This window comes from Microcystis sp. M061S2, assembly GCF_020245605.1.
Lineage (GTDB): Bacteria > Cyanobacteriota > Cyanobacteriia > Cyanobacteriales > Microcystaceae > Microcystis.
On the sequence record NZ_JADBUP010000001.1, the window covers coordinates 13,285 to 39,141 of the forward strand.

Here is a 25,857-nt window from a genome sequence, read left to right on the forward strand (position 1 = left end):
CTCCAATAGTCAAAACCTGAGTAAGCTGTACTGCATTTAAACTGCCTCTCAGGAACTTTAATACAAATGCTCAAACTGCTGCTCCGCCTCTCCGGCACTCCCATGCAGTCTTAACGAGTAATTTAAATAGTCAACATCTTATGACAGGATTTTGCATCGTCTTCCGATGCGGCCTAGTTAAATTTAGCCTAGCAGATGCTTGTCTTTAAGAATAATCTGGGAAACAAGCCCCAAAACAATAGTTGCATTTTTTCTCCCACTATATAATAATCGGGAGGAGGATCGTCAAACTCTTCAAATTCAAACATATCATTCAAAGAAAAAATCATGCCCACCACTGTAAATTTTTCTTCTTCCAGCGTTGGTGTTAACTTCTCTGTTGGTCAAACGGTTGCCCAGTTCCTAACCACCAATCCTCTTGTTCCCCTTTCTTTACCTTTTTTACCTGGGACACCTCCTGCCGATAATCTCACTTCCCTAGGCCTTCTAACTGCTGGCGGCAATACGGTTTGGAGGATAACCAACGTAGGCACAGCAGCAACAGCAACCCTTTCCAGGGTCGGTGGAGGCTTTTCTCAGAGCCTTTCCCTGCCAGCAGATACCCTTACCTATTTTAGAGGTGGGGCTGCCGGCACTTATCAACTAACCGGCGGTATTGCTAACACGAAAGCGTCGGGTTCGCAAATAGTAAGTAGCATCCGAACACTCGATATCAACGATTCCTATTTCATTACAGGCAGCAACTTCAACGATACCCTAACCGGTGGTAATCTAGCGGATACCATAATCGGCGGCCAAGGAGACGATATCCTAAATGGCGGCCAAGGAGATGATACCCTAACCGGCGGATCAGGAAACGATACCCTAACCGGCGGTGCTGGTGCTGATCGTTTTGTTTTCAATAGTGCTAGCGAAGCCCTTGACACCATCACCAATTTTAGCATCACTGATGACTTTATCAATGTTTCTGCGACTGGTTTTGGTGGTGGACTGCTTCTCGGTACTTTGCCTAATGGTAGATTCCGTAGTGGTGCGGGAGCTACTAGCGCTAATAGTATCAATCAGAGATTCATCTATAACACCAGTGATGGTGGTTTATGGTTTGACGTCGATGGTGTTGGTGGCACTGCTTCGGTTCAAATCGCAACTCTTACTGGTGCGCCGGCCCTAACTAACGCCAGGATTTTCGTTATCTAATCTATCCCTGTCCCTCCACTGCGGTGGGTCGGGCAGTTGTGGATTTTTGGTGTAAAATCAGGCCACCGGAAATAACCTCTGCGGGTGTGTTAGCTAGGGCTAGGACACCCTTATTACTTTAAAGGAGTTATCTTAATAGTGAGGTAGGAAGTCTCTGGTTTTAGGGAACTCTGGAATAGGCAACGGGAACAGTAGCTAGTCGTATTGGCATTAGTTTTGTGTAGTGATTAACTGACGGTGATAATCGCCCCATAACTTGGCTGCCTGTTGACTACTGCCGGAAGTGGGAGAATTGTTATCATTCCCTAACCAAATGCCTGTCACCCAGTGGCGACGGGGAAGATAACCGATAAACCAGAGGTCCACATAATTATTAGTAGTTCCCGTTTTACCCGCTTCTCCCATGCCAATACTAGCAGCGCCTCCTGTACCATTAGTTATCACCCCCCGCAATAAGCTATTCATCGTTTCGGCGGTTTTAGGGGAGATTACCTGCTGATTTCTCTCGTTATCCTCGCCATAGTCATAAATAACCCGACAGGTACTCAAATCCTCCACATTTTCACAGTCGGAAGCGTCGAGAATGCGTTTAATGGCGTGGGGACGATTCCAGCGCCCACCGTGGTCAAAAACCCCATAAGCGCCGGTCATTTCTAAGACATTTACCTCACTTTGCCCTAAAATTAGCCCCGGTACGGCATTTAAAGGTGATTTTACCCCCAAACGTTGCGCCACATTGACCACATTACTTAATCCTGCCTCACGAGCAATGCGAAGGGCGACGCTATTTTCCGATTGCGCTAAACCTTGAAACATATTGACCCCCCCGCTGCTGCGTTCACAGGGAGAATAGGACTGTCCTTGCCAAGAAAGTCCCGCGCAGCTATAGGTTTTATAGGGCGATATTCCCTTTTCCAAGGCGGCAGCATAAGCAAATACCTTAAAAGTGGAACCGGGTTGACGTTTAGCTTGGATAGCGCGGTTAAATTGGCTTTTTTGATAATCAACCCCCCCGACTAAAGCGAGAATTTCCCCGGTTTGACTGTTTAAGGTAACTAAAGCCCCTTGGGAGTATCGATAGCGGGGGCCTTGGTTTAAGACATTATTTTTTAAGCTTTTTTCTGCGATCGCCTGCAGCCGGCGGTCTAAACTGGTTTCAAGGATAAAATTGCCCTCTTTAGCCACTTCTTCCCCTAAAAGGTCCTGTAATTCCTGGAAAACGTAACTATAAAAATATGGTGCAATCGTACTAGATAGGGATTTTTTGGCTTGGGGACTGATTTCAATGCGGGATCTGCGAGCGCTGGCCGCCGCTTCCGGGGAAATCATCCTTAATTCGGCCATGCGATCGATGACAAGATTGCGCTTTTTTACGGAAGTGTCGTAATCTTGAATGGGATTAAATAGATTCGGGGCGGGTAACATAGCCACAAGGGTGGCAGCCTCGGAGATATCTAAATCTCTAGCGGATTTATCGAAATAAAAGCGGGCCGCATCTTCAAAACCGTAGCCGGCCTGACCGAGATAAACTCGATTGAGATAGGTTTTGAGAATTTCATCCTTACTATACACCGCTTCTAATTGTAAAGCGACCACAGCCTCCCGCAGTTTGCGATCAGCAGTATTTTGGCGACCGACTTCTGGGAATAAACTACGCGCTAACTGTTGAGTCAGGGTGCTGGCCCCTTGACGAATGCCTTGACCTTGCCAATTAATCATAACAGCCCGGACAATCCCCAAAGGATCAACGCCAAAATGCCAGTAAAAACGACTATCTTCGGAAGCGACAACCGCCTGGGGCAGATAGGGAGAAAAATCGCCCAGATTATCTAATTCTTGGTGAGTTTCCTGTCCCATGGGATTGAGGGGAGTTTGACCATCCCTAGGGTAAACCACCACCGGACCGCTCACCCCGGAAGGGAGTGGATAAACATTAACTCTGCGACTTTCCCAGATAATCCCTAGAACTAATAAACCGAAAATACCACCCGCACCATAGAAACCATAGCGCAAAAGTCGCGCCCACAGGGGAGGGGGACAATAATAGGAGATGGTGACACAATTAGCTAAGTCTGGAGGGGCCAAGGTAAAAGTATCACCATGACGCAGGGAAACGCTTTTCAGACGACGTTTACCCATATAAACCCCGTTGGTGGAGTTTTCATCTGTGAGCAGGAAATTATGGGGATTTTTCGGGTCCCGCTGCAGGGAACAATGAATCTGACTGACCACGGTATTACGGATAGTAATATCACAGGAACTGGAACTGCGGCCTAACAAATAGCGATCGCCGATAAGGGGATATTTGCTTTCCCCACTGCCATTCTCGTTTTTAAGGCGTAATTCAGGAACTCTCGCCCCTTTTTTGAGATTTACCGCCTGAAAATTCACCTTTCCTTGCAATTTCTGCACGGCAACGGTGACAAGTTGACTAATTTGGGTTTTCGGCGACTGGTTAGACATAGTTTTTATCAGTTATCAGCTTCTGAAGGCAACAGGCAAGAGGCAACAGGGGAAGTTGGGAATTGCAACTAAAACCCTAACACCCCATCTCCCCAATTCCCAATTCATACCCAATATCCCTAAATTGACATTTTAGCCTCTAAAGCTTTGAGGTATTCCGTGTTGACTCCCGACTCGCGAATCAGAGCAATTTTACCGGTACGGGCCACCTCGCGAACGCCAAATTTATTCAGCATTTGCATAATCGCCACCATTTTACCCGGATCCCCCACCACTTCGATGGTCAGGGTTTCCTCAGAAATATCCACAATCCGGGCCCGGAATACCTGCGCTAATTCGATCACTTCCGCCCGGCGCTCGGCGGTAGCATTAACTTTAATCAGCATTAATTCCCTTTCCACACAAGGCGTTTGGGTGATATCCTGCACCTTGAGGACGTTAATTAATTTGTAAAGTTGTTTGGTTAACTGTTCGATGCTGTCCTCGTCTCCTGGTACTACCATCGTAATCCGAGAAACTCCCATCTGTTCGGCAGGACCGACGGCCAGACTTTCAATATTAAAGCCGCGACGGGCGAATAATCCAGCAATACGGGTTAAGACTCCCGCTTCATCTTCAACTAATACGGATAATGTGTGTTTCATGGCGATCTGTCTACACAACCTATATTTAACCATTGTAAGACAGGAGGCAAGGCCAGAACAGTTTGTTTTCGCCTCACGACGATAAGAAATTTTAACAGATAAAATCCCCCCACCAGCATGGCGAGGCAGGGAGCAAAAGCTGACGGCTGACTCATGATTAATTATCGGGACTTTTTGGCGATTGTCCAGAAGGGAAAAGTTTGACTGGGATTGATGATAACTCCCGTGATGCCATGGCGAGCAAAAGCGTATTCTTTGGTTTGCCAAAGGGGAATATAGGGAACTTCATCGGCGAGAATTTCTTGAATTTTGCCAAAAATTTGCTTTCTTTTGGCTGGGTTACTTTCCCGACGGGATTGAGCGATTAATTGATTCATTTCTTGACTATAAAAAAATGAGCCTTGACTTTGCGATCCTCCCTCTTCGCATCCAGTTTCTGGAGAACCTTTAGCACAATCTAAAAAGGGATAAATATAGTTATCTGCATCCAAAAAATCGGGATACCAATTAGATAGAGCAGTGGTATAAAGTCCCCGGCTAATATTACGGAAAAAGGCCGCTCCTAGTATACTATTGGGTTCAAATTGAATCATATTATCTAAATCTCGTTTTGCTAGGGCTTTCATCACTGCCGCCACGCTGCTGGAAGTGATCGATCCCGAGGAGTGCCAAACTTCTACAATTGCGGGGTTTTCTGGACTATAACCAGCAGTTTTTAGTAATTGTTTTGCTTGCTCTATATTATGGTTGCCATAGCGCTCTTTAAATACCGGTTGTGACTCGGAAAAAGTAGTAGGAATCAGGCTAAAAAGAGGTATCCCTTGACCTTGTAAAATGCGATCATTAAGTAAATCTCGATCGACTAGAGAAGCAATTGCTTGTCGCACTAAAATATTATCGGTGGGTTCACTTTTGAGATTGAGACTCATAAAGTTAATTGCTGCCCCAGAAGATTCGATCGCTTGCCATTTTCCCTGGGCTGCTTCTGTGCGTAATTTTCTCACTTGAGGAGGGAGTAAAGATTGATAGGCAATATCCACCGCACCCGTCTGAAAACCGTTGAATAAATTGGCAGGATTAGAGAGATAAATTTGAACATTAACTCCCTTATTTTTGGCTGGTTCTCCCCAATAGCGATCAAATGCTTCTAAACTAAAAGAATCGCTGGTAACTGCTTTTAATTGATAATGTCCTGTGCCGATAAATTCTTCGGGTTTAAATTTACCCTCGCCAATTTGATAAAATTTGGGTGAAACCGCACAGGCTCCGGGGTAAGCTAAAAGAGCGGGAAAGGCGGCAAAAGGTCTGGTTAGTTTAATAGTAATTTCGTCTTCTTTTGTAGCGGTAATTTTATCAATTGTATCCCGAAGAAGAAAGGAAGGTTCACCACCATTTTTGATAAATCTTTCTAGGGAAAACTTCATCGCCTCTGCGTTAAAAACCGTGCCATCATGAAAAATAACTCCTCGACGTACTGGGATAGTATAAGTCAAACCATCGGGGCTAATTTCGGGCAATTCCGTGGCTAGGAGAGGCTTTAAATTAGTGGTTCCTTCCGCGTAGGTGTAGAGAGTTTCACCGAGATTATAAATAATAAAAAGTCCCGCTAACTCATAACTATCGGCAGGATCGATCGAGCGTGGTTTTAGGGTTGTCCCGATCATCAGGCGATCGCTATCCCTTGGTGGTAAATTGGAATTAGTGGACTGACAGCCCACGGTCAGAAGAAGACAGAGGCAAAATAAACTTAAATAGCGGTAAAGTCGGCGTAAAGGTCTCATCGATGGCGATTAACGGCAGCTAGGTATCAATCAATCCTATCATTTTTGAGGATAATCTTTTCTACTAGGTTCCCTTAAGTAAGTAAATTGATTGCTTAATTGGTTGGGGAAAATTCTTCAATAGCCGGACTGATTACCCCGACAATTAAATTAAATTTTCCAGTCGAGGATGGCAAAAACTTGATAAATTTAGCCAAGAAAAAGACCCAGGGCAGCAAAGGGGTTAAATGGTTCAGAATAGCTGGAGCTATGGAGGCAGATAAACAGGGAAATGGTCAAGATTTTTAAACCTAGAGCAGGTGACAGCAACTGATTAGAAACTGATCTTATTTTATCTATCTGCCATTTAGGTTAATCCTGTCCCTTCTAAACAAGCTCGATCGAAAATTGCCCCCGTGGTTACTGCCGAGGCTAAACTAGCACAAAGAAGATTGGCATCAGTAAAATTTGTTCCGCGTAAAATCGCCCCGAAAAAAATTGCTTCCTCTAAATCGGTTGCCGACAGATCTGCCCCGGACAGATTAGCGCTAGTAAAATCCGCTTGGGTTAAAATCGCCCTGACAAAACTCACTCCCCGGCCATCGACACCGCGAAAATCCGCCCCGGACAAATCTAGATGATTAAAAACCGCCCCGGCTAAAAAAGCCCCGGCCAAACTTGCCCCGGTCACGATCGCATCGAGGAGAATTGCCCCGCGTAAATCGGCATTACGAAAATCTGCTCCCCTTAAATTTGCCCCGGTCAGGTCAGCACCGCGTAAATTTGCGCGTAAATTCGCTCCTGCTAGGTCTGCACCCGCTAAATCAGCCCCTGCCAAATTCATGCCCGCTAAATCTTTTATCTCACCCTGACGAATTGCTAATAAATCAATACTGGGAAAAGTCATGTTCAGCTACGGTTAAATCCTGTAAAAATATCTTAGAATATTCGTAAACCTTTGTTAAGAAAGCGCTCCATGTCCCTAGAGCTATTATCCCTAGAAAATATTGAAGAAATCGCCCACCAATACGGATACTGGGCGGTATTTATCGGCATCACCCTCGAAAATATGGGGATTCCCATCCCGGGAGAAACCATCACCATTGTCGGCGGCTTCCTTGCTGGTAGCGGTGATTTAAACTATTGGTTAGTTTTAGTCAGCGCAATTACAGGAGCAGTTTTAGGCGATAATTTTGGCTATTGGCTCGGGCGCGCCGGGGGGTGGCCGTTTTTGTTAAAAGTTGGCAAATTCTTTGGGATTCCGCCTCAAAAACTAGAATTAGCCAAGGAACAATTTAGTAAAAATGCACCCCGGGCGGTCTTTTTCGGTCGCTTCGTGGCCCTGTTAAGAATCTTTGCAGGTCCCATGGCGGGAATTGCCCGAATGCCCTACGGTCGCTTTTTCCTCTGTAATCTCGGTGGGGCGACGGTGTGGGCGACGATTATGGTGACATTATCCTTCTTTTTAGGCCGTTTGTTCCCCTTGCACCAGTTAGTTAGTTCTATGGCTCGTTTTGGTATTTTGGCTTTAATTATCGTCCTGGCTTGGACAATTATCCACCCTATCCTTGAGTCACGGAAAACGTCGGTTTAAGCCCATGACGGCGAGCTTGTGCGTTTGTTGCGTCGGAATATCGATTTGTTGTGGCAGATTCCCCAACTACCTAGGGTATGCTGAAAAAGTTTGTTGGTGGGGTCAGGAGTCGGTCGTCAGTAGCCGGTCGTCGGCAGGGGAAGTCAGAATAACAGAATGACCTCGCACGTCTGGAAGTGGAACCCTTCCCAATCGAAGAGCGAAAGTGCAAGGGTTTTGAGTCCCTATTGCCATTTCTCAACGTTTGTTTCTGGGACTTTTTTAGCCACAAGAGTCCCAAAACCATTTTATAGCAAGGCTTAAACTGATATTCAGCCAACCCTAAATAGGATTTGGTTCTGTATTTACCCCCGACACATCGGATATTCACAGGCAATTTACGGGTACAGACGAACGGATATCTTTGCGTCTGTTAGCCTTTTTTCGTCAAAACGATGAAATGTCCGTATCGAGTATCCGGGATCATGTACTCGTAGACCTTTTCCCGATCATTTTTATCTTGAATAAATTCATCTACGGCCGTCTTCACGCCCGAAGAAAAGAAACCGTAATCATCGACGATGATAATCGCCCCAGGGGAGGTGATCGGGTGGAGGAACTCTAATACCTGTTTGATCGGTTCGTACAGATCGAAATCCACATAGGCGAAAGAAACCCTCGCGGGTAAATTTTCCGCTCGCTCGAGGATTCGATCGAAAAATCCTTTGTGAATCAGGTAGCGATGTTCGGGAAAAGAAATCTTCCGCAATCGCTCTAGAACCATTCCCTCACGGCATCGCATTTTTCCCCTATAGGCTTCCATATTCCCCAAATCGAAAATATCGTGGAGCAAGCGATCTTTTTCCGAGGGGGCGGGCAAACCTTGAAAGGAATCGAATAGATGTAAGGTCTTGTCCGTTCCGGCGATTTCATTGGCGATCAGCGCGGAGGTTTCTCCCTGCGCCACACCAAACTCGCACACATCGCCCTCTATCTCCCGACACCGGCCCAAACCCTGCACGAGATAATAGGCCTCTGACGGAGGCGTGCCGAGCAATGTGGTTAATAGATGCAGACGAAGATCGTTAGGCTCTATTACGGGGTCGGATTCGTTGAGCCTTCCCTCGTAGGCCTGTGCCAGATTGGCGAAATTATCGAACCAGATCGGCAGCTCCGATGTCCGGTGGAGTGGTTCATCCTCGAGCGAGGACGAGGTCAGAGCAACGGATTGATCATTCATAGCTGTTACACATTTAAAATGGGCATTAGGATGTTAGAAAAGAAACGCAGATTTATTAATTATCGATAAGAAAGCGGTTATCAGAAATAACCGCTTCTGGAATTTTACAAGAATCTGTTTAACGTTCCAGGCGCCTGGAGTTTTTGCGCTCACCGCCGCCACCATAGCCAGAATCATCTTCTTTGGGACGAGCTTTGTTGACTTTCATCTGTCGTCCCATCCATTCGGCCCCGTCAAGAGTTTCGATCGCTATTGCTTCTTCCTCATCGGAGGACATTTCCACAAAACCAAAACCGCGCATTTTACCCGTTTCCCGATCTACGGGCAAGTAAACGCGACTAACCGTGCCGTATTCAGCGAATACCTCTTGCAAGTCCTCTTTCGTGACGTCATAAACCAGATTACCAACGTAAATCGTCATGGATTGTCTCCCAATATCACAGCCATTTCGAGAAGGAGATCGGACACAACCCAGTCAAGGCCATCAGGGAAAAACCACTTCTGTTTGAAACCAATGCTGCTACCGAACCTAACTACTCTCTCTAAACTAGCATAGCTTATCAGTGATCAGTGATCAGTGATCAGTTATCAGTAGGAGTAGGGAGTATTAAGTGAGCAGTATTACACGGCGGTTTTCTGCTTTCTTTTCACTGATTACTGTTTACTGTTTACTGATCACTGATTAGGGTAGCCAAGGATATTGACTAAAATCGGGGGGACGTTTTTCGAGGAAAGCCTGTTTCCCTTCGGCTCCTTCGGCGGTCATATAGTAGAGTAAAGTGGCATTGCCCGCTAACTCCTGTAAACCCGCTTGACCATCACAATCAGCATTAAAAGCCGATTTCAGGCAGCGAATCGCCAAGGGACTTTTTTCGAGAATTTCTAAGGACCATTTAACCCCTTCCCGCTCTAATTCCTCCACCGGGACGACATGGTTAACCAAACCCATTTCTAAAGCTTGTTGGGCGTTATACTGCCGACAGAGAAACCAAATCTCGCGAGCCTTTTTCTGACCGACCACCCGGGCCAGATAACTAGAGCCAAAACCGCCGTCAAAACTGCCCACTTTCGGACCTGTCTGACCAAAAACGGCGTTATCCGCCGCTAAGGTTAAATCACAAACCAAGTGCAAAACATGACCGCCCCCGACCGCATAACCTGCCACCAGCGCGATAACTACCTTGGGGATGGAGCGAATTAATTTCTGTAAATCCAGCACATTGAGCCGGGGTACGCCATCATCGCCAATATAACCCGCCAGACCGCGCACCGTCTGATCGCCGCCAGAACAAAAAGCATACTTGCCGTCGCTGTGGGGACCTGCACCCGTGAGCAATACTACCCCAATGCGGGCATCCTCGCGAGCATCACAGAAAGCGTCGTAAAGCTCAAAAACTGTTTTTGGACGGAAGGCATTACGCTTATGGGGGCGATTGATGGTAATTTTGGCGATTCCCCCCCATTTATGGTAAAGAATGTCCTCGTAGGTTTTGACGGATTGCCATTCAACGCTCATAGTCTCGGTTATCGGCACAGCTTTTTTACCTTACCTCATTTTGTCGCCCACTTTGAAGCCTGGAGCGCCAGAAGAGGGGAATGGATAGTTGACCGACAAGGTTTAAAGCTGATTCTCTTCTTGATATTTTCTGAGTATTTATTCAAAATATATTGATCCTATTTGCTAACTTTAAAGAGCTAAAAATATGAGTACAAGTAATAAAACTAAGCTGGAATCATTAGAGTTTTATTTATGGTTAAAATATCCAATAACAATTTATCCTGATGATGACGGGGGATATGTATCAGAAATTAAGGATATTCCAGGATGTTTCACTCAGGGAGAAACCATAGAGGAAACCTTAATCAGTAAACAGTAATCAGTGAACTGAAAACTTACATCTGATAACCGATAACTGATCACTGAAAACTCACATCTGATAACTGATAACTGATCACTGATAACTGATCACTGAATTAAAGCCATTCGATTTCTTTAGCTTTTTCGGGTAATTTAGCCGTGGCTTGTCCTTGGCTGCGGGACTGAAACCCAATTAAATCGAGGGGAGTAGCCAATAAATCTACTATATCAGCTTTACCAAACAATAACTTGAGAGTATTTTTTGGTAGCTCTTTTAATAACCAACGACCGAGAGTAAAAAATAACTCTTGGTTGGTTAAAGGTCGCATCAATTCGATATCATACAATTCGTGAAGATAGCGATTCGAGCGCCCGTAACGTTTTAATTGACTTCTTAAGTCTTCTAAGGTGGAACGATGACGATGGTAAATAATTGCCTCCGGTGCGTAGGTTAATTGCCAGTCGGTTTGTTGTTGAATACGCCAACAGATATCGGCATCACCACCGGTAGTTAAATAAGGACGAAATAAACCAACTTTTTGAAAAGCTTCTCGACGAATAGCGAGGTTAGCAGTTTGACCATAGGGACAAAAAGAATGTTCTAAAAGAAATTTTGGTGACATAAAGTGACGACGTTCCGCATACTTTTCCAACCAAGTGGAACCAGTTAAGGCGGCAATTTCACCCGCTACCAGACCGATCCTAGTATCTTTAAAGGGTTGAATCAATTCGGTCAACCATTGCGGTGCGGGACGACAATCGGCATCGGTAAAGGCCAGAAAAGGATAACGAGAGCTTTTGATCCCTTTGTTACGAGCAGCGTAGGAGCTTTGTATCTGATTTTCGCTTAAAATCATCAGGTTCAGTCCCCGGTGTTCTTGCGCTGCCTTTCCTAATAATTCTGCTGTGCGATCGCTACTATTATTATCAACTAAAATATATTCAACTAATTGACGGGGATAGGTCTGTTTGGCTAAACAATCAATGAGAGGGGGTAGATCTTTCTCTCCGTTATAAATTGGCACGATCACGGATACTTCGGGCAAGAACTGTAAGGTAGTTGACATCGTTGGAGTCCAATAAACGGGCGAAGGTTGAACTATTCGCTACAATACTACTATAATCAATAGCAACAAAAAGCAAGTCTATTGTCACTTATTTTAGACCAACGATGAAAAGTTTCTTCCGAAAATTATTTTTCTATGCGGGTATTCTCCGGCTCTCCCCTTTAATCATTGCTTTTCAGGTAGCTAATAATCGAGAACTTATCTTAGGTGATGTGCGGCGTTGGGTAGAGTTATTAGGCTGGGAAAAAAGAGCAGATTGGTTACAATTCTTAGCTCTGTGTCTGGAGGCAAAAGAATTTAGAAATTTATATTATTGTCGTCTTTTTCAAGGTGGTTCATTCAGCCGTTTTTTAATGTATATTCTTAGGTTTTTCTATCGCGAAAGTTCCTACTTATTTCTAGATTCTTCCTGTTCGATTGGCAAAGGATTATTTATTCAACACGGTTTTAGTACGATTGTTATGGCGGATTTGGGCGATAACTGTTGGATTAATCAACAGGTAACAATTGGCTATAAAGATAAAAGCGGTCGCCCCAAAATTGGCAATAATGTCAGGATTACCGCCGGCGCTAAAGTCTTAGGAAACATTACCATCGGTGATAATGTCACCGTGGGCGCAAATTCAGTGGTAGTCAAAGATGTTCCACCTAATTGTGTAGTGGTGGGTATTCCCGCTCGTATTATTAAACGGGACGGCGTTAAAGTAGATGAAAAATTATAAACGTTGACTTAAAATATACTCGGCAATTGCCAGATCTCCGGGGGTAGTAATTTTTAAGTTAGTTTCTTCACCGACGACAATTTTGACGGGAAAACCACATTTTTCTAATAAGGCGGCATCGTCGGTGACTTCCCAAGCTAATTTTCGGCCCTGTTCATGACATTCTTTTAATAATTTTACCTGAAAACCCTGGGGCGTTTGGGCCGCCCACAACCGCGAGCGATCCGGTGTATCCTCAATCCAGCCCTTGCTATCGACAATTTTAATCGTATCTTTCACCGGAATCGCCGCAATGAAACCCTGACAAGTGGCTAAAGCGGCGGCACAGCGATCGAATAATTCGGGAGTGGCTAAACAGCGCGCCCCATCGTGAATTAAAACCGTCTCAGCCCCCTCTGGTAGGGCTTGTAAGCCATTGTAAACCGATTTTTGTCTGGTTTCGCCTCCTTCGATGATTTGCACGGGTTTAAGGGCATTTATGGCGGTGATAATTTCTCGGATATCCTCAAAGTCTTCCGGTTGTGCCATAATCCCAATCCAGATAATTGCCCCGGATTGCATGGCAGCCAGCAAAGTCCAAGTTAGGAGCGGTTTTCCGTGCAGGGTGAGCAGTAACTTATTGCGATCGCTGCCCATCCGTTTACCCATTCCCGCTGCTGGAATTAACAAATACATATTTTTTTCAGGTAAAAAGTTAAGAATTCAGTGGACAGCAGTGGGGAGCTTTTTGCTGGTTAAGTAAGTGGTTTCAATATATCCCCCCTTAATCCCCCCTTGATAAGGGGGGTGCCGATGATTGTTAATCGCTTAAATAACCCCAAAACTATCCCTCTTAAGAGAATAAATCGAGGGGAAAGTGACCATAAGTACCGACTAATTGATCATTTTCTGATTGACAAGAAATCAGGACACCGCGATAGGTTCCCGTGTAGGAATCGAGATAGGAAGCTTGTCTTTGGGTATTGTATTTAATATACACCGCTCTCGGTTCTGGTTGGTCTTCTGGGAGACTATTAGGTGGAGGGTATCCTAGGGCCTGTAGATAAGTTTTCAGGGCTTTAAATCCCTCTTCATTGTTATCGGCACAGATACCTAAATTAATTGATTCCGAACCTTGATTAACTAATAAAATTGCCTGTCTTAGAGCTTCTTCTTCTTCAGGGGATTGGGCAATTTTTAGTTGAATACAGCCATATTCTTTTAGGAGTTTCAAGGCTTCTTCAATAGACATGAGCGGTTAGATATGCGGGGCTAGAGATCAAAAATAAGCTGGTGCTGCTGTCCTTAACGACAAATTCCCAAGAAAAAAAGCCCTAAATCATTGAGATTTGGAGATAGGAAAATTTTGAATTGGTCTTAATCGCAAGATCGCCAATTCCGATCATATCAGGTTGGGGACAGGAAAATTGATCGGGCTTGTTCGATCGCTCCGGGTTGTGCGGGCATTTCACTCACCGCTTTTTGATAGCCGAAGTAAGCACCTACATCCTGATGGGAAAAGAGGAGTGTCTCTGATGAGATAGAGTCTCAGCAGCTTCAGTTAACTCCTCCCGTTTCTCTAGGGCTTTTTCTTCGGTTGTTTCCGAGTCTTGCAGTTAAATTTCCGCCACGGCTCTTTCGATTAAACGACGAGCCAGGGTTTGAATGCCGGTATGTTCATAGTAATTAGTCGTCATATCGAGGAATGCCCCAACATATACCAATTTATCGGCAGAAAAGTCGATAAATCCCTGAATTTTGCTCAATAATACCTGCTGGCTCAAATCGCGCTCCCTGACAAAATTACTCATCCAACCTTTAGTCGAGTCGAAACTTTGACCGATAAAGTCTAATTTTCTGGCAGTATTTCCCCCCGGAATCAATTCTTTAATACTGGCGAAAGTGGAGTTAGATTCTAATTCTTCCGGCCTGAGAATGCTGAGGCCCGATTCCACTTTGCGGATAAAACTGCCCCCCAGAGGGATTAAACCATCCAAACAAACTAACGCCGCCATCCGCATCAGGGATTCGCCGCTATAATCTCCTAGGGAAGCGACGAAATCCCCGATACTATCCCCCGGAATGCCATTAATTTGACAAAAAGCGACTAATTCGGTCACTAATTTCAAGGTTAGATCGATGGTTTGCGCTTTTTCGGGGGCAGGGGTTAATTTTTCGATTAAACCGCCCATGAGGGGAATTTTACCACCGACGGCATTAGCAAGAGAGGCGGCGGCTAGGGCATTATCGGCGCTGTCGATGGTTTGGTAGAGCCAGAGCGCCCGTTGATAGCCCTGGGATTTATCATTAAACAACCAAACGGCTCGATCGCCAATCTGTTGGATCATGCTTTCGTCGGTTTCGCCGGTGACTGTGATAATCGTATTTTTAAACCCGACTAGGTTATCCCACTCTCCCGGCACGACATAATCAAGGGTTTTGAGAACTTTGACGGTGAGATTATTCGTCGGTAATTCGTCCACCAGTTCAAAAATTGGCTTACTCACGGATGTCTCCTTACTTTAACTTTGCTAGACCATCTAAATCGAACTTAGCTAACCAAGCTTGGCGATCGCTGGCAGCAAAATCTGGCTCCCGCGATAAAACCTTGACTTGATAGCGATTATTGACTAAAACGGCGCTGGCGGTTGCACCCTGTTCCACAGAGGGAAAACCTTTAATTGTGGTTTGACTGTCTTGGAATTTATTGGCCGCGGCGGGATTATTGCTGATGTCAGATATGGCTAACATGGCCAGAACTTTGCCATCTTGCTTCAGTTTTGCCTCGGCAAAGCCTTTTTTCTCCTGGGTATAGACGCGCTCGTATCCTCCCCCAGAAGGCGGGAAAAACCGATTAAAACTGCCGCCCGAGGTGGATTCTTTCACCACTGCCGCCGCCCCACGAGCGGTGCTTTCTTGTTGCGCTTGGTCAAATTGTGAGGGAGCTTTAGCACAGGAAGTTACTAGCAAAAGTACCGCTAATACCCCTGCTATCAAGATTTTGCCAAATCGAAAGTTCATAGTTCTCTTAATTAAAACTTGCTCAAGTTTGTTTGTAGTATATCTCTCGCTGATTGCTGATTATTGTTAAGTTTTTCTAGATGCTGTCACACTGGATCGAAAAAAAAACAGAAAATCAGCAAAATTCGAGTCATTAACGAAGGCGGTCGGCAGTCCCGATGAAAAAATTTTCACCCCCACAGATGAAAGAGGTTTCCTTCCCCACACCCTACACCCTACACCCCACACCCCACACCCTAACACCCCACACCCTGCCCCCAGGAAAAACTTTTTGCCGCAAACCCTAGCTACAGTCCTGCAATTGCCCCTCGCGCCATAGATGCGATCGCTTGTTCCGTGGCCCGGGGTAGATGATAATATTTACCACCGGCTTTTAGGGCTAATTCTTTGGCAAAACCAGTGGAGACGAATTTTTTCTCCGTATCGATAACCAGCAATTTAATGCCTAAAGAGCGAATTTTAGCGGCAATATCGAGCAGTTCTGCCTTAATATCGGGTTTTTCACCCTCCGGAATCGGTTCGCCTAAAGATTTCGCCAAAGGAATATTACTTCTACCGTCGGTAATCGCCACAATCACCACTTGACCGATATCCCCCGATAAACGGGCATTCATCCCCACATGAACCGCTTGGGTTAAACCGTGGGCTAAAGGGGAACCGCCGCCACAGGGCAGGGTTTCTAGACGTTTTTTCGCTAGGGTAATCGATTTGGTCGGCGGTAATAGTACATCTGCTCGCTCACCCCGGAAAGGAATCAGGGCAATCTGGTCGCGATTTTCGTAAGCTTCCGTTAACAGACGCATAACCGCACCTTTGGCCGACTGCATCCGATTCAGGGCCATGGAACCGGAGGCATCAACCACAAAGACAATTAAAGAACCGGCCTTGCGGGCCAGCCGTTTTGAGCGCAGATCCCCTTCTTCTATAATCACATGACGTTCGGGATTCCTCAAGCGACGGGCTTTTTGATAGGGGGCGGCCGCCCGGAGAGTGGCATCGACGGCGACTCTTTTCACCTTGCCCCGGGGTAACATCGGCTTAATATAACGTCCTCTATCTTCCGAGAAAATCAGGTTACGCGCCCCCGATTTCCCCTGACGCTGGGCCATCTGGGCAAAATACAACACACTGGGATCCAGTAAAACCCCTTCTGGGTCGAAAACAAATTCTTCCGGCAAATTATCCGGCTGTTCCGGTTCTTTTTCCTCCTCTTTCTCCTCCTCTTTTTCTTCCTGTTCCTGCTGGTTTTCGTCTTGGGGCGGTTCCGGTGGTGGCGGTGGTGGCGGTGGCTGTTGTTCCTGTTCTGGGGGTGGTGGCGTAATCAGCGATCGAGGTACAATAACTAATTCGACGGCTCTTTTTAAGTCATCGGCACTGACTAAATCCCGACCTTCTAAAGCGGCGGCCGCCTTGGCTACTCTCACGGCAAAAATCTCGGCGCGATGACCTTCTACCTTACCGCGCACCGCTTCTTCCACTAGATAACTAATTTGTTCGGGTTTAATTTTTACCTCTTTTAACCATTCCCTCGCCAGGATAATTTCGGTTTTTAGATCATCGATTTCTTGGGCATATTGGGCGATAAAAGCGCTGGGAGAAACAGCATACTCGATCGCCTGATTGACGGCGGTTACTCGTTGGTCTAAACTGAGGACACCATCGGCGGAAAGAGCAATGGCAATTCTATCTAATAAATGGGGTCGTAAATCCCCTTCTTCTGGGTTATAAGTAGCGATCAGGATTGGTTTGCAGGGATGTTGAAAACTGATGCCTTCCCGTTCGATTTGGTTACGTCCTTCGCTTAAAACTGTGAGTAATTGGTTAGCAATTTGGTCATCAAGTAGATTAATTTCATCGATGTAGAGAATTCCCCGATGGGCGCTGGCTAATAAACCGGGTTGAAAGACTGGTTCCCCCTGTTTCACCGATTCTTCCACATCGACGGAACCCAATAAACGATCCTCGGTGACTCCTAGAGGAATCTGCACGAAGGGGGCCCGGATAACTTCCGTGGGGACCTCTCCACTGCTATATTCTTCTTTAGTGCGATCGTCCCATTCGTCGGGATGGTTGGGATCACAATTAAAGACATTACCTGCGATAATTTCGATCGGTGGCAGTAGGGAATGTATCGCCCGCGCCATGACTGATTTGGCGGTTCCCCGACGACCGGCAATTACCACACCCCCTAGGGCGGGATCCACGGCGGCTAAGAGTAGGGCTAATTTAATCGCTTCTTGGCCGACAACGGCAGTTAGGGGAAAATTGAGGGTCACAGTGGGCATAGATCTAGATTCAGGCGGCCAAATTCTAGTGTAAAACAGAAGCTCCCGGGTCCGGCACTTTTCCCTTTTTGATTCCCGAACCCAGATTTTAAGTAGGTAGTCGTTAAAAATTATCAGACACCCCCCTTATCAAGGGGGGATTAAGGGGGGATCGAACCTAAAATCCCTTTTTAATTTAATTATAACCAGCTACTTAGCTGCATCTCGATGGATTTCTTCAACCCCGAACCGATCGAGAAGTTGCTGGGTTAATCTAGGATTAGCTCCTGTTGACGGCTGTAGAGAGGACAGAAATATGATAGCGACAATAATCGATCGCCTTACGGAAACCAACCCGCAAATTATGCGAGAATGGCAAGGAAGATTAACCCCGAAAAATATCTCGATCGCCTCGATTATCTCCCTCGTTGGTCAATTATTAGTTTATTTATACTATCAAAATCTCTTGCCAGTAGCGGCGGGATTTAGTCGTTACTGTACCGCTAATCCCCCCAATAACAACGATTATTATCCCTATAGTGGGCTCAAATACTGTATCCAAGACTTAAATGGTCAATGGATGATTATCTCCCGGTTATGGTGGTTGGATATCTTCACTTTTCTGAGCATTACCGGCATTTTCGCTCTTTTAGTGGTGGGAACCTATCAATTAATCGCCGATCTTTCTGGGGAAGAGCGCCGGGGTACACTTAATTTTATCCGTCTGAGTCCCCAACCCGCCAAAACGATTTTTATCGGCAAAATTTTCGGGGTTCCCATTCTCCTCTATCTCGTCTGTCTTCTCGCTTTACCCTTTCACTTGGGGGCGGGTTTATTAGCAGGTATTCCCCTATCGTTAATTTTAGCCTTCTACGCGGTTCTGATCGCTAGTTGTGCCTTTTTTTATCATGCCGCCCTTAGTTTCGCTTTAGCCACGCCATGGTTAGGGGGATTTCAACCCTGGTTAGGCAGCGCAACAGTCTTAATCTTTGTGTTTTATAGCAGTATTATTACTTTATCGGGCTATGGCGGTTTCCGTACCCCCTTTGATTGGTTAATTCTCTTTAATCCTAGTTTTGTCCTTCCCTATCTAGTTAAATCTACCTTTCTCCCCCCCGATGCGGTACGCTATCTAGGAATCTCACAAATCTTCGATCTGCGTTGGTACGGTCAATCTCTCTGGCAATCGGTTATAATGGGTATCAGCTTAATTTTGCTCAATTTCGCCCTCTGCACCTACGGTTTAACCAGAATTCTCCAGCGTCGCTTCCATAATCCCCTCGCTACTCTTGTTAGTAAACCCCAAAGTTACTGGATGATGGGCTGTTTTAGTGCCATTAGCCTAGGTTTTGTCTTCCAAACTCTGCAACCGAGCTATATTTTCGATAATTTTGCGATTCTTAGCGTTTTTGTGGCAATTTTTGGCTTGTTAATCCTTTTTGCCCTCACTCCCCCCCGTCAAACTCTCCAAGATTGGGCGCGCTATCGTCATCTGCAAGGAAAAAAGGGCATTAGTCTGGGGAAAGCTTTAATCTTTGGCGAAAAAAGCCCTTCTACCCTAGCCATGGCTGTTAACGTCGCCATTGCCATTTTATTCATCCTTCCCGCTATTTTTATCGCCCCTCTCCATCAATATAAACTAGCCACTGCAGCCGGGTTTCTCTTGGCAATGAACATGATTTTAGTCTATGCCGCTATCGCCCAATTATTGATGTTAGCCAGCACAAATAAACGCGCTTTGCTGGCAGCCACTAGCATCGGCATTTTGATTATTTTCCCCTTCCTCTGTTTCGCTGTCTTGGGAGTTAATCCCAGTCAATCTCCGCTTTTATGGTTTTTTACTTTTCTCCCCATTGCCGCTACTAAATACGCTACACTTCCCTCTTTCGCTTTGGCAATCTTCGGTCAGTGGTTGGGTTTAACCCTCGTCGGATGGCAAATTAATCGGCAATTGAATCGCCTTGGTGCCTCGGCAACTAAAGCGTTAATCCCAAGCTAAAAAATACCGATTCACAGGGGAGATTAAATAATATCTCTGCTGACAATTTTCTCCCCTTGAGTGTCGGTTAATTTTTTTTACCAAAAGCTTGACAAAACCCCACGACTTGACAGATAATTTCTTATATAATGGGAATCCGTGCCTGCCTGCGAACCCCCTCTTTTCAGGTCAAATAAAGCCCAAAAAAATTAACCCCAAAAAGTAGGCTGAGTTAATTTCAGTAAACTGATAACTGATAACTGATAACTGATAACTGATAACTGATAACTGATAACTGATTTAACCCACCACCGATAAACTATCAACGATTAGCGAGGGAGTATAACAGGAACCATTCCATTGATTATCGGACCCCAAAGCGATTAAATTTTGCAAAGCTGTATAAACATTTCCCGTCACCATTGTATCTTTAACTCGTCCGGTGATTTTGCCCTTTTCTATGCGATAACCCAGATCGATATTGACAGAAAAATCGCCCGAAATATCGGCCCCATGACCTAAAATTTGGTCGATAACTAGGCCCTCATCTATTTGCGAGATTAAATCCTCTAAAGTTCCCTCTCCCGGTGCCACGATTAAATTAACTAAATCCGCCATGGGATAAACCCCTAAACCGGGACGAAAACCGTTTCCCGTCGGAGTAGTTTTTAATAATCTGGCCGTGGTACGATCGCTATAGAATTCCTTAACTCTACCTCCCTCAATTAAAGATAAAAATTTGGTAGGAGTTCCCTCATCATCAAAGGGACAACTATAGGGTTCTCGGTCCGGTTGTTGGGATAGGGTCAACTTTTCTGACATCACCAATTGACCGATTTTATCACTCCAGGGCGAAGACTTTTCTAAGATCTGTTTACCATTTAAAGCCATCGCCACCGTACCCCATAACAGGGTAACTGCATTAGCGGTCAATAAAATTGGTAATTTTCCCGTGGGACTATCCACATTATTGGCTGCCCATTGTAGTCGCTGCAATAACTGTTTAATTACGGTTGCGGGATGAGGTGTACTGCGAGTATATTCCCCATCATAAACCGCGAGAAAATCCTCCCCCCGTACCCATTCAATCCCCAGATAATAACTCAAAGATGTATCGGTATATTGACAATATAAACCCTGGGAATTAACCAAACGGGTGATTTCCCGTTCACATTCCCATTCACCACTACAAATAACCTCAGGATAAACTTGGCGAATTTGGCCAATCATTTGATTACCCATCTCGATTAAAGATTCTACCGCCACATCCTGACCAATCGGGTCATAAATTGCCCGTCGTGGTGCCGAAAATTCGATTTCTTCCGGGGCATTGAGATAGGATAAATTTAACGCCGTTTCTACTAAAATTTTCGGTTCCACATCACCATAACCCACCGCTAACCCCGGACAACCCTCGCGCCATAATCTTAAGGCAGTTCCCACGGATTCAGAACTTTCTAGCTGTTTGAGACGATTAGCCTCAAAAAAAACGGGATGGGAAAGGGAGGAAGATTGATAAACTTCGGCTGCCACCGCTCCCGATTTGAGAGCTAGTTCGATGAGTTGTTGCGGATCGATCGTCATGGTGATAGTTTTTGAGATGATAGCTATCTGATTATCGAAAATTTGGGTTTAAAACCCCGTCGTTTCACGACGGCTTTTCTTGATCTCTAATATATCACTTAAGAACTGCCAATGGCACAGCTCCCACAGAAGAAACAAAATAACTAGGAGACCAAAGAGCATCTTTCCCATCTGATTGAGGATAACCAGCTTGTTCATATCTGCGACTAGAAAACGCTTTTAAGTAATTAAGTAGCTGGTTATAATTAAATTAAAAATGGATTTTGCCTTTAATCCCCCCTTGATCCCCCCTTGATAAGGGGGGATCTGAAAGTTTTTAATACCTATCTACTTAAGCATTACAGAAATATCAAGTTTAGTTGTGTATTCGATTATATTGAATTTATAAGTTTTGAATCATATTAATTAGAACCACTTACTTACTCAAGGGATTTAGTATAATAATTAAGATAGTCGCCAGATAAGTCGAGGAGTGTAGCAAAATGTCTAACGAAACTGTCAGCTATTCCCTAGAATCCGTACTGACAAGGATTGAAAGTAAAATCGACTCCCTGGAAAAACGGATGGATGAGAGATTTGACAAGGTGGATGACCGGCTAACCCAATTAGAAATCGGACAGGCCGAACTCAAGGCCGATTTAAAAGGAGATATTAAAGTATTAGACGAGAAAATCGAGGGATTAACGGTACGGGTTGCTTATCAGGAATTTACCAACCGGGGGATTCTCATCGCTTTGGTGGTTGCTGTCTTGGGAGGTGCTGCTAAACTTTTTGGTTTTTTCCCCAATCCCTAGAAGTTCCCCTGAGAAACAGTCACTTCCCTGAGAACGATAAAAAACTCAAGAATCTATAGGAGTAGAGCAAAATGTCTAACGAAACTGTCACCTATTCCCTAGAATCCGTCCTCACAAGGATTGAGAGTAAAATCGACTCCCTGGAAAAACGGATGGATGAGAAAATCGACTCCCTGGAAAATCGGATAGATGAGAAAATCGACTCCCTGGAAAAACGGATGAATGAGAGATTTGACAAGGTAGATGAGAGATTTGACAAGGTAGATGAGCGGTTGACGAAACTGGAGATAGGACAAGCTGATTTAAAAGGCGATACTAAAGTATTAGACGAGAAAATCGAGGGATTAACGGTACGGGTTGCTTATCAGGAATTTACCAACCGGGGGATTCTCATCGCTTTGGTGGTCGCTGTCTTGGGAGGTGCTGCTAAACTTTTTGGTTTTTTCCCCAATCCCTAGAAGTTACCCTGAGAAACAGTTACTTCCCCACCACCCCACTTCCCCACCACCCCACCACCCCAAAAAAAATTTTTTCCAAGGGTGATAGGTTTTTTGAAACAAATGGGTAAATTGATTACAGACAAGAAAACATCCATCAGGAACACAGCTATGAACTCCGCTTTCAAATTCAAACTTATCCAAGCTCTCAACAAGAAGAACGGTAACAAAGGTTTCACCCTCATCGAACTCCTAGTGGTCGTTATCATCATCGGTGTACTGGCCGCTATCTCTCTCCCCAACATCCTCGGTCAGGTGGCCAAAGGCAGACAAGCTGAAGCTCGCACCAACCTCGGTGTCCTTAACCGCGCCCAACAGGTTTACCGCTTGGAAAACACAACCTTTGGTGCTGTAACTCAGTTACCCGTTCAGTTTACCGTCACCTACTATGCACAGCCCAGCAATGTCACTAATACTGCTACCAGTGCCGAGGCACATATGGCCCCTGCGGCAACCTATGCGAACGATATTCTCGAATACGGCTCTGCCGTCGGTCAAACCACCGCTGGAGTTTTTAATGCTGTTATCTGTGAACAGGCCACTGCCGCCAGTACTGCTGCCCTAACCGCAGGTGATTTAACTACCCCAGCTGCTGATGGGACCGCGGCTTGTGCTGCTGCTACTGTTGCTCGTCCGGTCAATTAATCCTAGTCTAGAAAAGTATGGGGGTTGCGGTTGCATACTTATCTGACAATCGCAATTTCATAACTCAATCTTAATCACACCTTAGCGGAAGGTGACAGGGAAATATTCTCTTGCAAAATCTGCGATCTTGGTTATTTTGGGGATGGGATTTTATCAGTAAACAGTGAACTAAAAACTCACCTCTGATAACAAGGGCTGAATCTCAAACCTAATTTGTGAAGCTGAAAGCCTTGACGTACTGACCTTCTTTTTAGGTAAGGGAATTGCCAGATTCTTTCTTGGAGTCCCTTGCCTATTGCTTTCAGAAGCTGATAGCTAAAATCTCCAAAGCCCAACTAGAAAAATATAGTCAATATTGCCAGGGCTTAACCATGAAATACCTTCTTTTTTTAGCAATTAAATCACAAGGGAAAAAAGCGAGGGGTTTTACTTTAGTAGAATTGTTAGTAGTAGTGGTTATATTAGGGGTCCTCGCCGCCGTCGGTTTACCGAATCTATTAGGGCAAGTCTCGAAAGCTAGGGAAGCAGAAGCACTGGCGATACTGGGACAAATCAATCGCGCCCAACAGGCTTATCGCTACGAAAATGGTATTTTTGCCAGCGTACAGACAAATGAATTACCCATTAGTGGCATTAACAACGCTAGATTTTATACTTTTAGCGATTACTTCCCTCCCAATGATATGCAATCTTCCTATAGAGCGCAGGCACGGCCTGAATTTGATAATGATATTAAGAATTATGCAGGAGGAGTCCGAATGATCCCAGACGGGCGCTTATCTCCCGTTATCTGTGCGGCTCTAACTCCTTTACAAGATAATGTTTTTGTCAACCCTTCTGGCGGCTGTACCGGGGGCAATATAGTTGGTAATCCACCATTGCCTCCCCAGTTTAATTAATCCATGATCGCCTCCGCAGGTAAATCCATTACCTTAAATCCATTGTAAAGTTTACTTCTTGGGTGATCAAGGGAGTTAAAATTACTCCATGCCAATAAGTTTTTCAAATATGGACAAACTCTCTCAATGGGATTTACTTCTGAACAATAGGGCAGTTGATCAAAGTGGTCAGTTTCCCGCTTAATATTCATTTACGAACAGTCTCTAAAATAAAACCTTTTATTTTTGTTAATGTTATTGACTTTCGTTTAAATCTATGCTAGGCGCAAAAAAATCGCTCAATTTATCCCTACTTAAAACTCTTGGTTTAGTTGCCGTTATCGGTGGGCTAATCATGGCCATTGTCGAAATGCAACAGGAAAAGGTGAAAACCTTGACCAAAGAAAAGTTATTAGAGAGAAATTATAGTCAAGAATCTCGCCTAGAAAATGCTCAAGTTGAGTTATTAAAAAATATGCCAGCTTTTGGCTTTGACAATATGTTAGCCAATTGGTCAATGTTACAGTTTATTCAATATTATGGCGATGGGGATGCTCGTGGGGAAACTGGTTACGGTTTAAGTCCCGATTTTATGGAGATTGTCACTAAAAATGACCCGAAATTTGTCCGCGCCTATTTGATGATGTCCGTCGCTTCTTCCCTGAATGCTGGCAAACCCGAAAGAACCGTTGAGATTATGAATAAAGGTTTATCAAAACTCACTCCTGATGTCACCGATGCCTATTTTATTTGGTTATATAAAGGAGTGGATGAACTATTATTTTTAGGCGATATTCCTGCGGCAAAAAAATCGCATCAAATGGCTGCCGATTGGGCGAAAATTGCTGGTAATGAATTTATCGAAAAATCCGCCAGGGGAACAGTAAAATTTTTAGAAACTAATCCCGATAGTCGCGCTCCTAGAGTCGGTGCTTGGATGTTAGTCTGGCTAAATAGCCAAGACGAAGAAACCCGCAAGTTAGCTAAGGAAAATATCGAAAAATTGGGGGGTAAATTGGTTGTGTTAGGCGATAATCAAGTGATGGCAATTCCCCCGAAGGATTAGGGGTTAGCGTATTTTTCATCCTGCCAAAACTTATGATTTAATAAGCGATCAATATCCTTAGAAAAAGGACAAACATCGGGAAAATTAGCATCATATTCAATTCGCATATTCTCCACCGCTTCCTGATAACAATTGTCACAAATATCGGTTAAAAAACTGCATAAACTAGGGGAATCGTCAAGGATATCTTTTAACTTAAATTGACAGCGTTTAATTGTGACTTCCCAACCTCGATAACAGTCGGACAAAGGAAGATAACGCCGTTTTAAAGCCTGTTCAAATAATGTAATTAAACGGTTTTTAAGTTCCCTTTTGTCTCGTCTTCCCAAAGATTCCACCTCCTCGATCAAATTCTCTAAATCAACTTGAGATAAATCCCCAGATTTTAATTGTTTGACCGTCTTCTCTATCCACAAAGCAAAATCTTGATCGTAAAGATTTTTTACCTTTGCTAAAGTCATAATTTTGACCTTCTCTGTTGAGTAATTAGGGTCTGCTGAATAAATGTGAAATGTAGGCAAGGTAGAGGTTTTGTGGCTTTTCTCCCGAAACAGGTGCAAGATTCTGAGAGAATCGTGCTTCAAAACCTTGCGTCTTCATGGTTCCGCGTCCTGTAGGGGCGAAGCA

25 protein-coding genes and 2 pseudogenes are annotated in these 25,857 nt (G+C 44.7%); 10 read left to right on the plus strand and 17 right to left on the minus strand.

Annotated features, from left to right (window positions below; genetic code table 11):
- Positions 1–327 precede the first annotated feature (327 nt).
- Positions 328–1,197, plus strand: a complete 870-nt coding sequence (locus tag IM475_RS00060; protein WP_287726155.1) for a calcium-binding protein — start codon at positions 328–330, stop codon at positions 1,195–1,197.
- A gap of 210 nt (positions 1,198–1,407) precedes the next feature.
- Here the strand turns inward: IM475_RS00060 and IM475_RS00065 are convergent, their stop codons facing one another.
- The 4 genes from IM475_RS00065 to IM475_RS00080 form a co-directional block, all read right to left on the minus strand.
- Positions 1,408–3,660 carry a PBP1A family penicillin-binding protein gene (locus IM475_RS00065; protein ID WP_287726157.1) on the minus strand — a complete coding sequence of 751 codons (2,253 nt, stop codon included), beginning with the start codon at positions 3,658–3,660 and terminating at the stop codon, positions 1,408–1,410.
- Between the two features lie 119 nt (positions 3,661–3,779).
- Complete coding sequence (gene ilvN, locus IM475_RS00070) at positions 3,780–4,304, minus strand: acetolactate synthase small subunit (RefSeq protein WP_002732118.1); 525 nt, start codon at positions 4,302–4,304, stop codon at positions 3,780–3,782.
- A 161-nt stretch (positions 4,305–4,465) separates the two neighbouring features.
- Positions 4,466–6,085, minus strand: coding sequence for an ABC transporter substrate-binding protein (locus IM475_RS00075; RefSeq protein ID WP_287726158.1), 1,620 nt, complete (start codon positions 6,083–6,085; stop codon positions 4,466–4,468).
- 346 nt (positions 6,086–6,431) lie between these two features.
- A complete protein-coding gene (locus IM475_RS00080) occupies positions 6,432–6,971 on the minus strand; it encodes a pentapeptide repeat-containing protein (protein ID WP_287658160.1) in 540 nt (179 codons plus the stop codon).
- Between the two features lie 69 nt (positions 6,972–7,040).
- Here IM475_RS00080 and IM475_RS00085 point away from each other — a divergent pair, with 69 nt between their 5' ends.
- A complete protein-coding gene (locus tag IM475_RS00085; protein WP_287726160.1) occupies positions 7,041–7,658 on the plus strand; it encodes a DedA family protein in 618 nt (205 codons plus the stop codon).
- Between the two features lie 412 nt (positions 7,659–8,070).
- Here the strand turns inward: IM475_RS00085 and IM475_RS00090 are convergent, their stop codons facing one another.
- From IM475_RS00090 to menB, 3 genes are all read right to left on the minus strand, one after another.
- Positions 8,071–8,877, minus strand: a complete 807-nt coding sequence (locus IM475_RS00090; RefSeq protein WP_287726161.1) for a TylF/MycF/NovP-related O-methyltransferase — start codon at positions 8,875–8,877, stop codon at positions 8,071–8,073.
- Between the two features lie 118 nt (positions 8,878–8,995).
- Positions 8,996–9,298, minus strand: coding sequence for an RNA-binding regulator (gene rbp, locus IM475_RS00095; protein WP_287726164.1), 303 nt, complete (start codon positions 9,296–9,298; stop codon positions 8,996–8,998).
- Between the two features lie 261 nt (positions 9,299–9,559).
- Positions 9,560–10,393, minus strand: a complete 834-nt coding sequence (menB, locus tag IM475_RS00100) for a 1,4-dihydroxy-2-naphthoyl-CoA synthase (protein WP_287658163.1) — start codon at positions 10,391–10,393, stop codon at positions 9,560–9,562.
- A gap of 187 nt (positions 10,394–10,580) precedes the next feature.
- Here menB and IM475_RS00105 point away from each other — a divergent pair, with 187 nt between their 5' ends.
- On the plus strand, positions 10,581–10,754 hold the full coding sequence (locus tag IM475_RS00105) for a type II toxin-antitoxin system HicB family antitoxin (protein ID WP_287726165.1): 174 nt from the start codon (positions 10,581–10,583) through the stop codon (positions 10,752–10,754).
- Between the two features lie 97 nt (positions 10,755–10,851).
- On the opposite strand, the gene IM475_RS00110 is transcribed toward IM475_RS00105, so the two are convergent.
- A complete protein-coding gene (locus tag IM475_RS00110) occupies positions 10,852–11,802 on the minus strand; it encodes a glycosyltransferase family 2 protein (protein WP_287726167.1) in 951 nt (316 codons plus the stop codon).
- Positions 11,803–11,906: 104 nt separating this feature from the next.
- On the opposite strand from IM475_RS00110, the gene IM475_RS00115 reads away from it, so the two are divergent.
- Positions 11,907–12,524 carry a serine O-acetyltransferase gene (locus IM475_RS00115; protein WP_287726169.1) on the plus strand — a complete coding sequence of 206 codons (618 nt, stop codon included), beginning with the start codon at positions 11,907–11,909 and terminating at the stop codon, positions 12,522–12,524.
- On the opposite strand, the gene ispD is transcribed toward IM475_RS00115, so the two are convergent.
- The 5 genes from ispD to bchD form a co-directional block, all read right to left on the minus strand.
- The gene (gene ispD, locus IM475_RS00120; RefSeq protein ID WP_287726172.1) at positions 12,519–13,199 is read right to left on the minus strand and encodes a 2-C-methyl-D-erythritol 4-phosphate cytidylyltransferase; all 681 of its coding nucleotides are present in this window, start codon (positions 13,197–13,199) and stop codon (positions 12,519–12,521) included. The genes IM475_RS00115 and ispD overlap by 6 nt on opposite strands.
- Before the next feature lie 157 nt (positions 13,200–13,356).
- A complete protein-coding gene (locus IM475_RS00125; RefSeq protein WP_287726174.1) occupies positions 13,357–13,755 on the minus strand; it encodes a DUF1824 family protein in 399 nt (132 codons plus the stop codon).
- 364 nt (positions 13,756–14,119) lie between these two features.
- Entirely contained in the window at positions 14,120–15,010 is an 891-nt protein-coding gene (locus IM475_RS00130; protein ID WP_287726177.1) for a hypothetical protein, read from the minus strand.
- 10 nt (positions 15,011–15,020) lie between these two features.
- The gene (locus tag IM475_RS00135) at positions 15,021–15,524 is read right to left on the minus strand and encodes a hypothetical protein (RefSeq protein ID WP_287726179.1); all 504 of its coding nucleotides are present in this window, start codon (positions 15,522–15,524) and stop codon (positions 15,021–15,023) included.
- Between the two features lie 287 nt (positions 15,525–15,811).
- Entirely contained in the window at positions 15,812–17,809 is a 1,998-nt protein-coding gene (bchD, locus tag IM475_RS00140; protein WP_287726182.1) for a magnesium chelatase ATPase subunit D, read from the minus strand.
- A gap of 295 nt (positions 17,810–18,104) precedes the next feature.
- Between bchD and IM475_RS00145 the strand changes: the two genes are divergently transcribed.
- Complete coding sequence (locus tag IM475_RS00145; RefSeq protein WP_287726184.1) at positions 18,105–19,787, plus strand: hypothetical protein; 1,683 nt, start codon at positions 18,105–18,107, stop codon at positions 19,785–19,787.
- A gap of 279 nt (positions 19,788–20,066) precedes the next feature.
- Here the strand turns inward: IM475_RS00145 and IM475_RS00150 are convergent, their stop codons facing one another.
- Complete coding sequence (locus tag IM475_RS00150; protein ID WP_287726186.1) at positions 20,067–21,350, minus strand: TldD/PmbA family protein; 1,284 nt, start codon at positions 21,348–21,350, stop codon at positions 20,067–20,069.
- 94 nt (positions 21,351–21,444) lie between these two features.
- Positions 21,445–21,531, minus strand: a pseudogene (locus IM475_RS00155) (IS200/IS605 family transposase); the annotation flags it as partial.
- A 301-nt stretch (positions 21,532–21,832) separates the two neighbouring features.
- Between IM475_RS00155 and IM475_RS00160 the strand changes: the two are divergent.
- The 4 genes from IM475_RS00160 to IM475_RS00175 all read left to right on the plus strand — a co-directional run bounded on the left by IM475_RS00160 (position 21,833) and on the right by IM475_RS00175 (position 24,185).
- The gene (locus IM475_RS00160) at positions 21,833–22,144 is read left to right on the plus strand and encodes a DUF4164 family protein (protein WP_287726189.1); all 312 of its coding nucleotides are present in this window, start codon (positions 21,833–21,835) and stop codon (positions 22,142–22,144) included.
- 71 nt (positions 22,145–22,215) lie between these two features.
- A complete protein-coding gene (locus IM475_RS00165; RefSeq protein WP_287726190.1) occupies positions 22,216–22,602 on the plus strand; it encodes a DUF4164 family protein in 387 nt (128 codons plus the stop codon).
- Positions 22,603–22,752: 150 nt separating this feature from the next.
- Positions 22,753–23,286: a type IV pilin protein gene (locus tag IM475_RS00170; RefSeq protein WP_287726193.1), complete on the plus strand. Its 534-nt coding sequence runs from the start codon at positions 22,753–22,755 to the stop codon at positions 23,284–23,286.
- Between the two features lie 371 nt (positions 23,287–23,657).
- Positions 23,658–24,185, plus strand: a complete 528-nt coding sequence (locus IM475_RS00175) for a type IV pilin-like G/H family protein (protein ID WP_287726195.1) — start codon at positions 23,658–23,660, stop codon at positions 24,183–24,185.
- 41 nt (positions 24,186–24,226) lie between these two features.
- Here the strand turns inward: IM475_RS00175 and IM475_RS00180 are convergent.
- Positions 24,227–24,349 (minus strand): annotated as a pseudogene (locus IM475_RS00180) (IS630-like element ISMae27 family transposase); the annotation flags it as partial.
- Positions 24,350–24,441: 92 nt separating this feature from the next.
- Here IM475_RS00180 and IM475_RS00185 point away from each other — a divergent pair.
- A complete protein-coding gene (locus tag IM475_RS00185; protein WP_287726197.1) occupies positions 24,442–25,230 on the plus strand; it encodes a hypothetical protein in 789 nt (262 codons plus the stop codon).
- Here IM475_RS00185 and IM475_RS00190 read toward each other — a convergent pair.
- Entirely contained in the window at positions 25,227–25,691 is a 465-nt protein-coding gene (locus IM475_RS00190; protein WP_287726199.1) for a DUF29 domain-containing protein, read from the minus strand. The genes IM475_RS00185 and IM475_RS00190 overlap by 4 nt on opposite strands.
- Positions 25,692–25,857 lie beyond the last annotated feature (166 nt).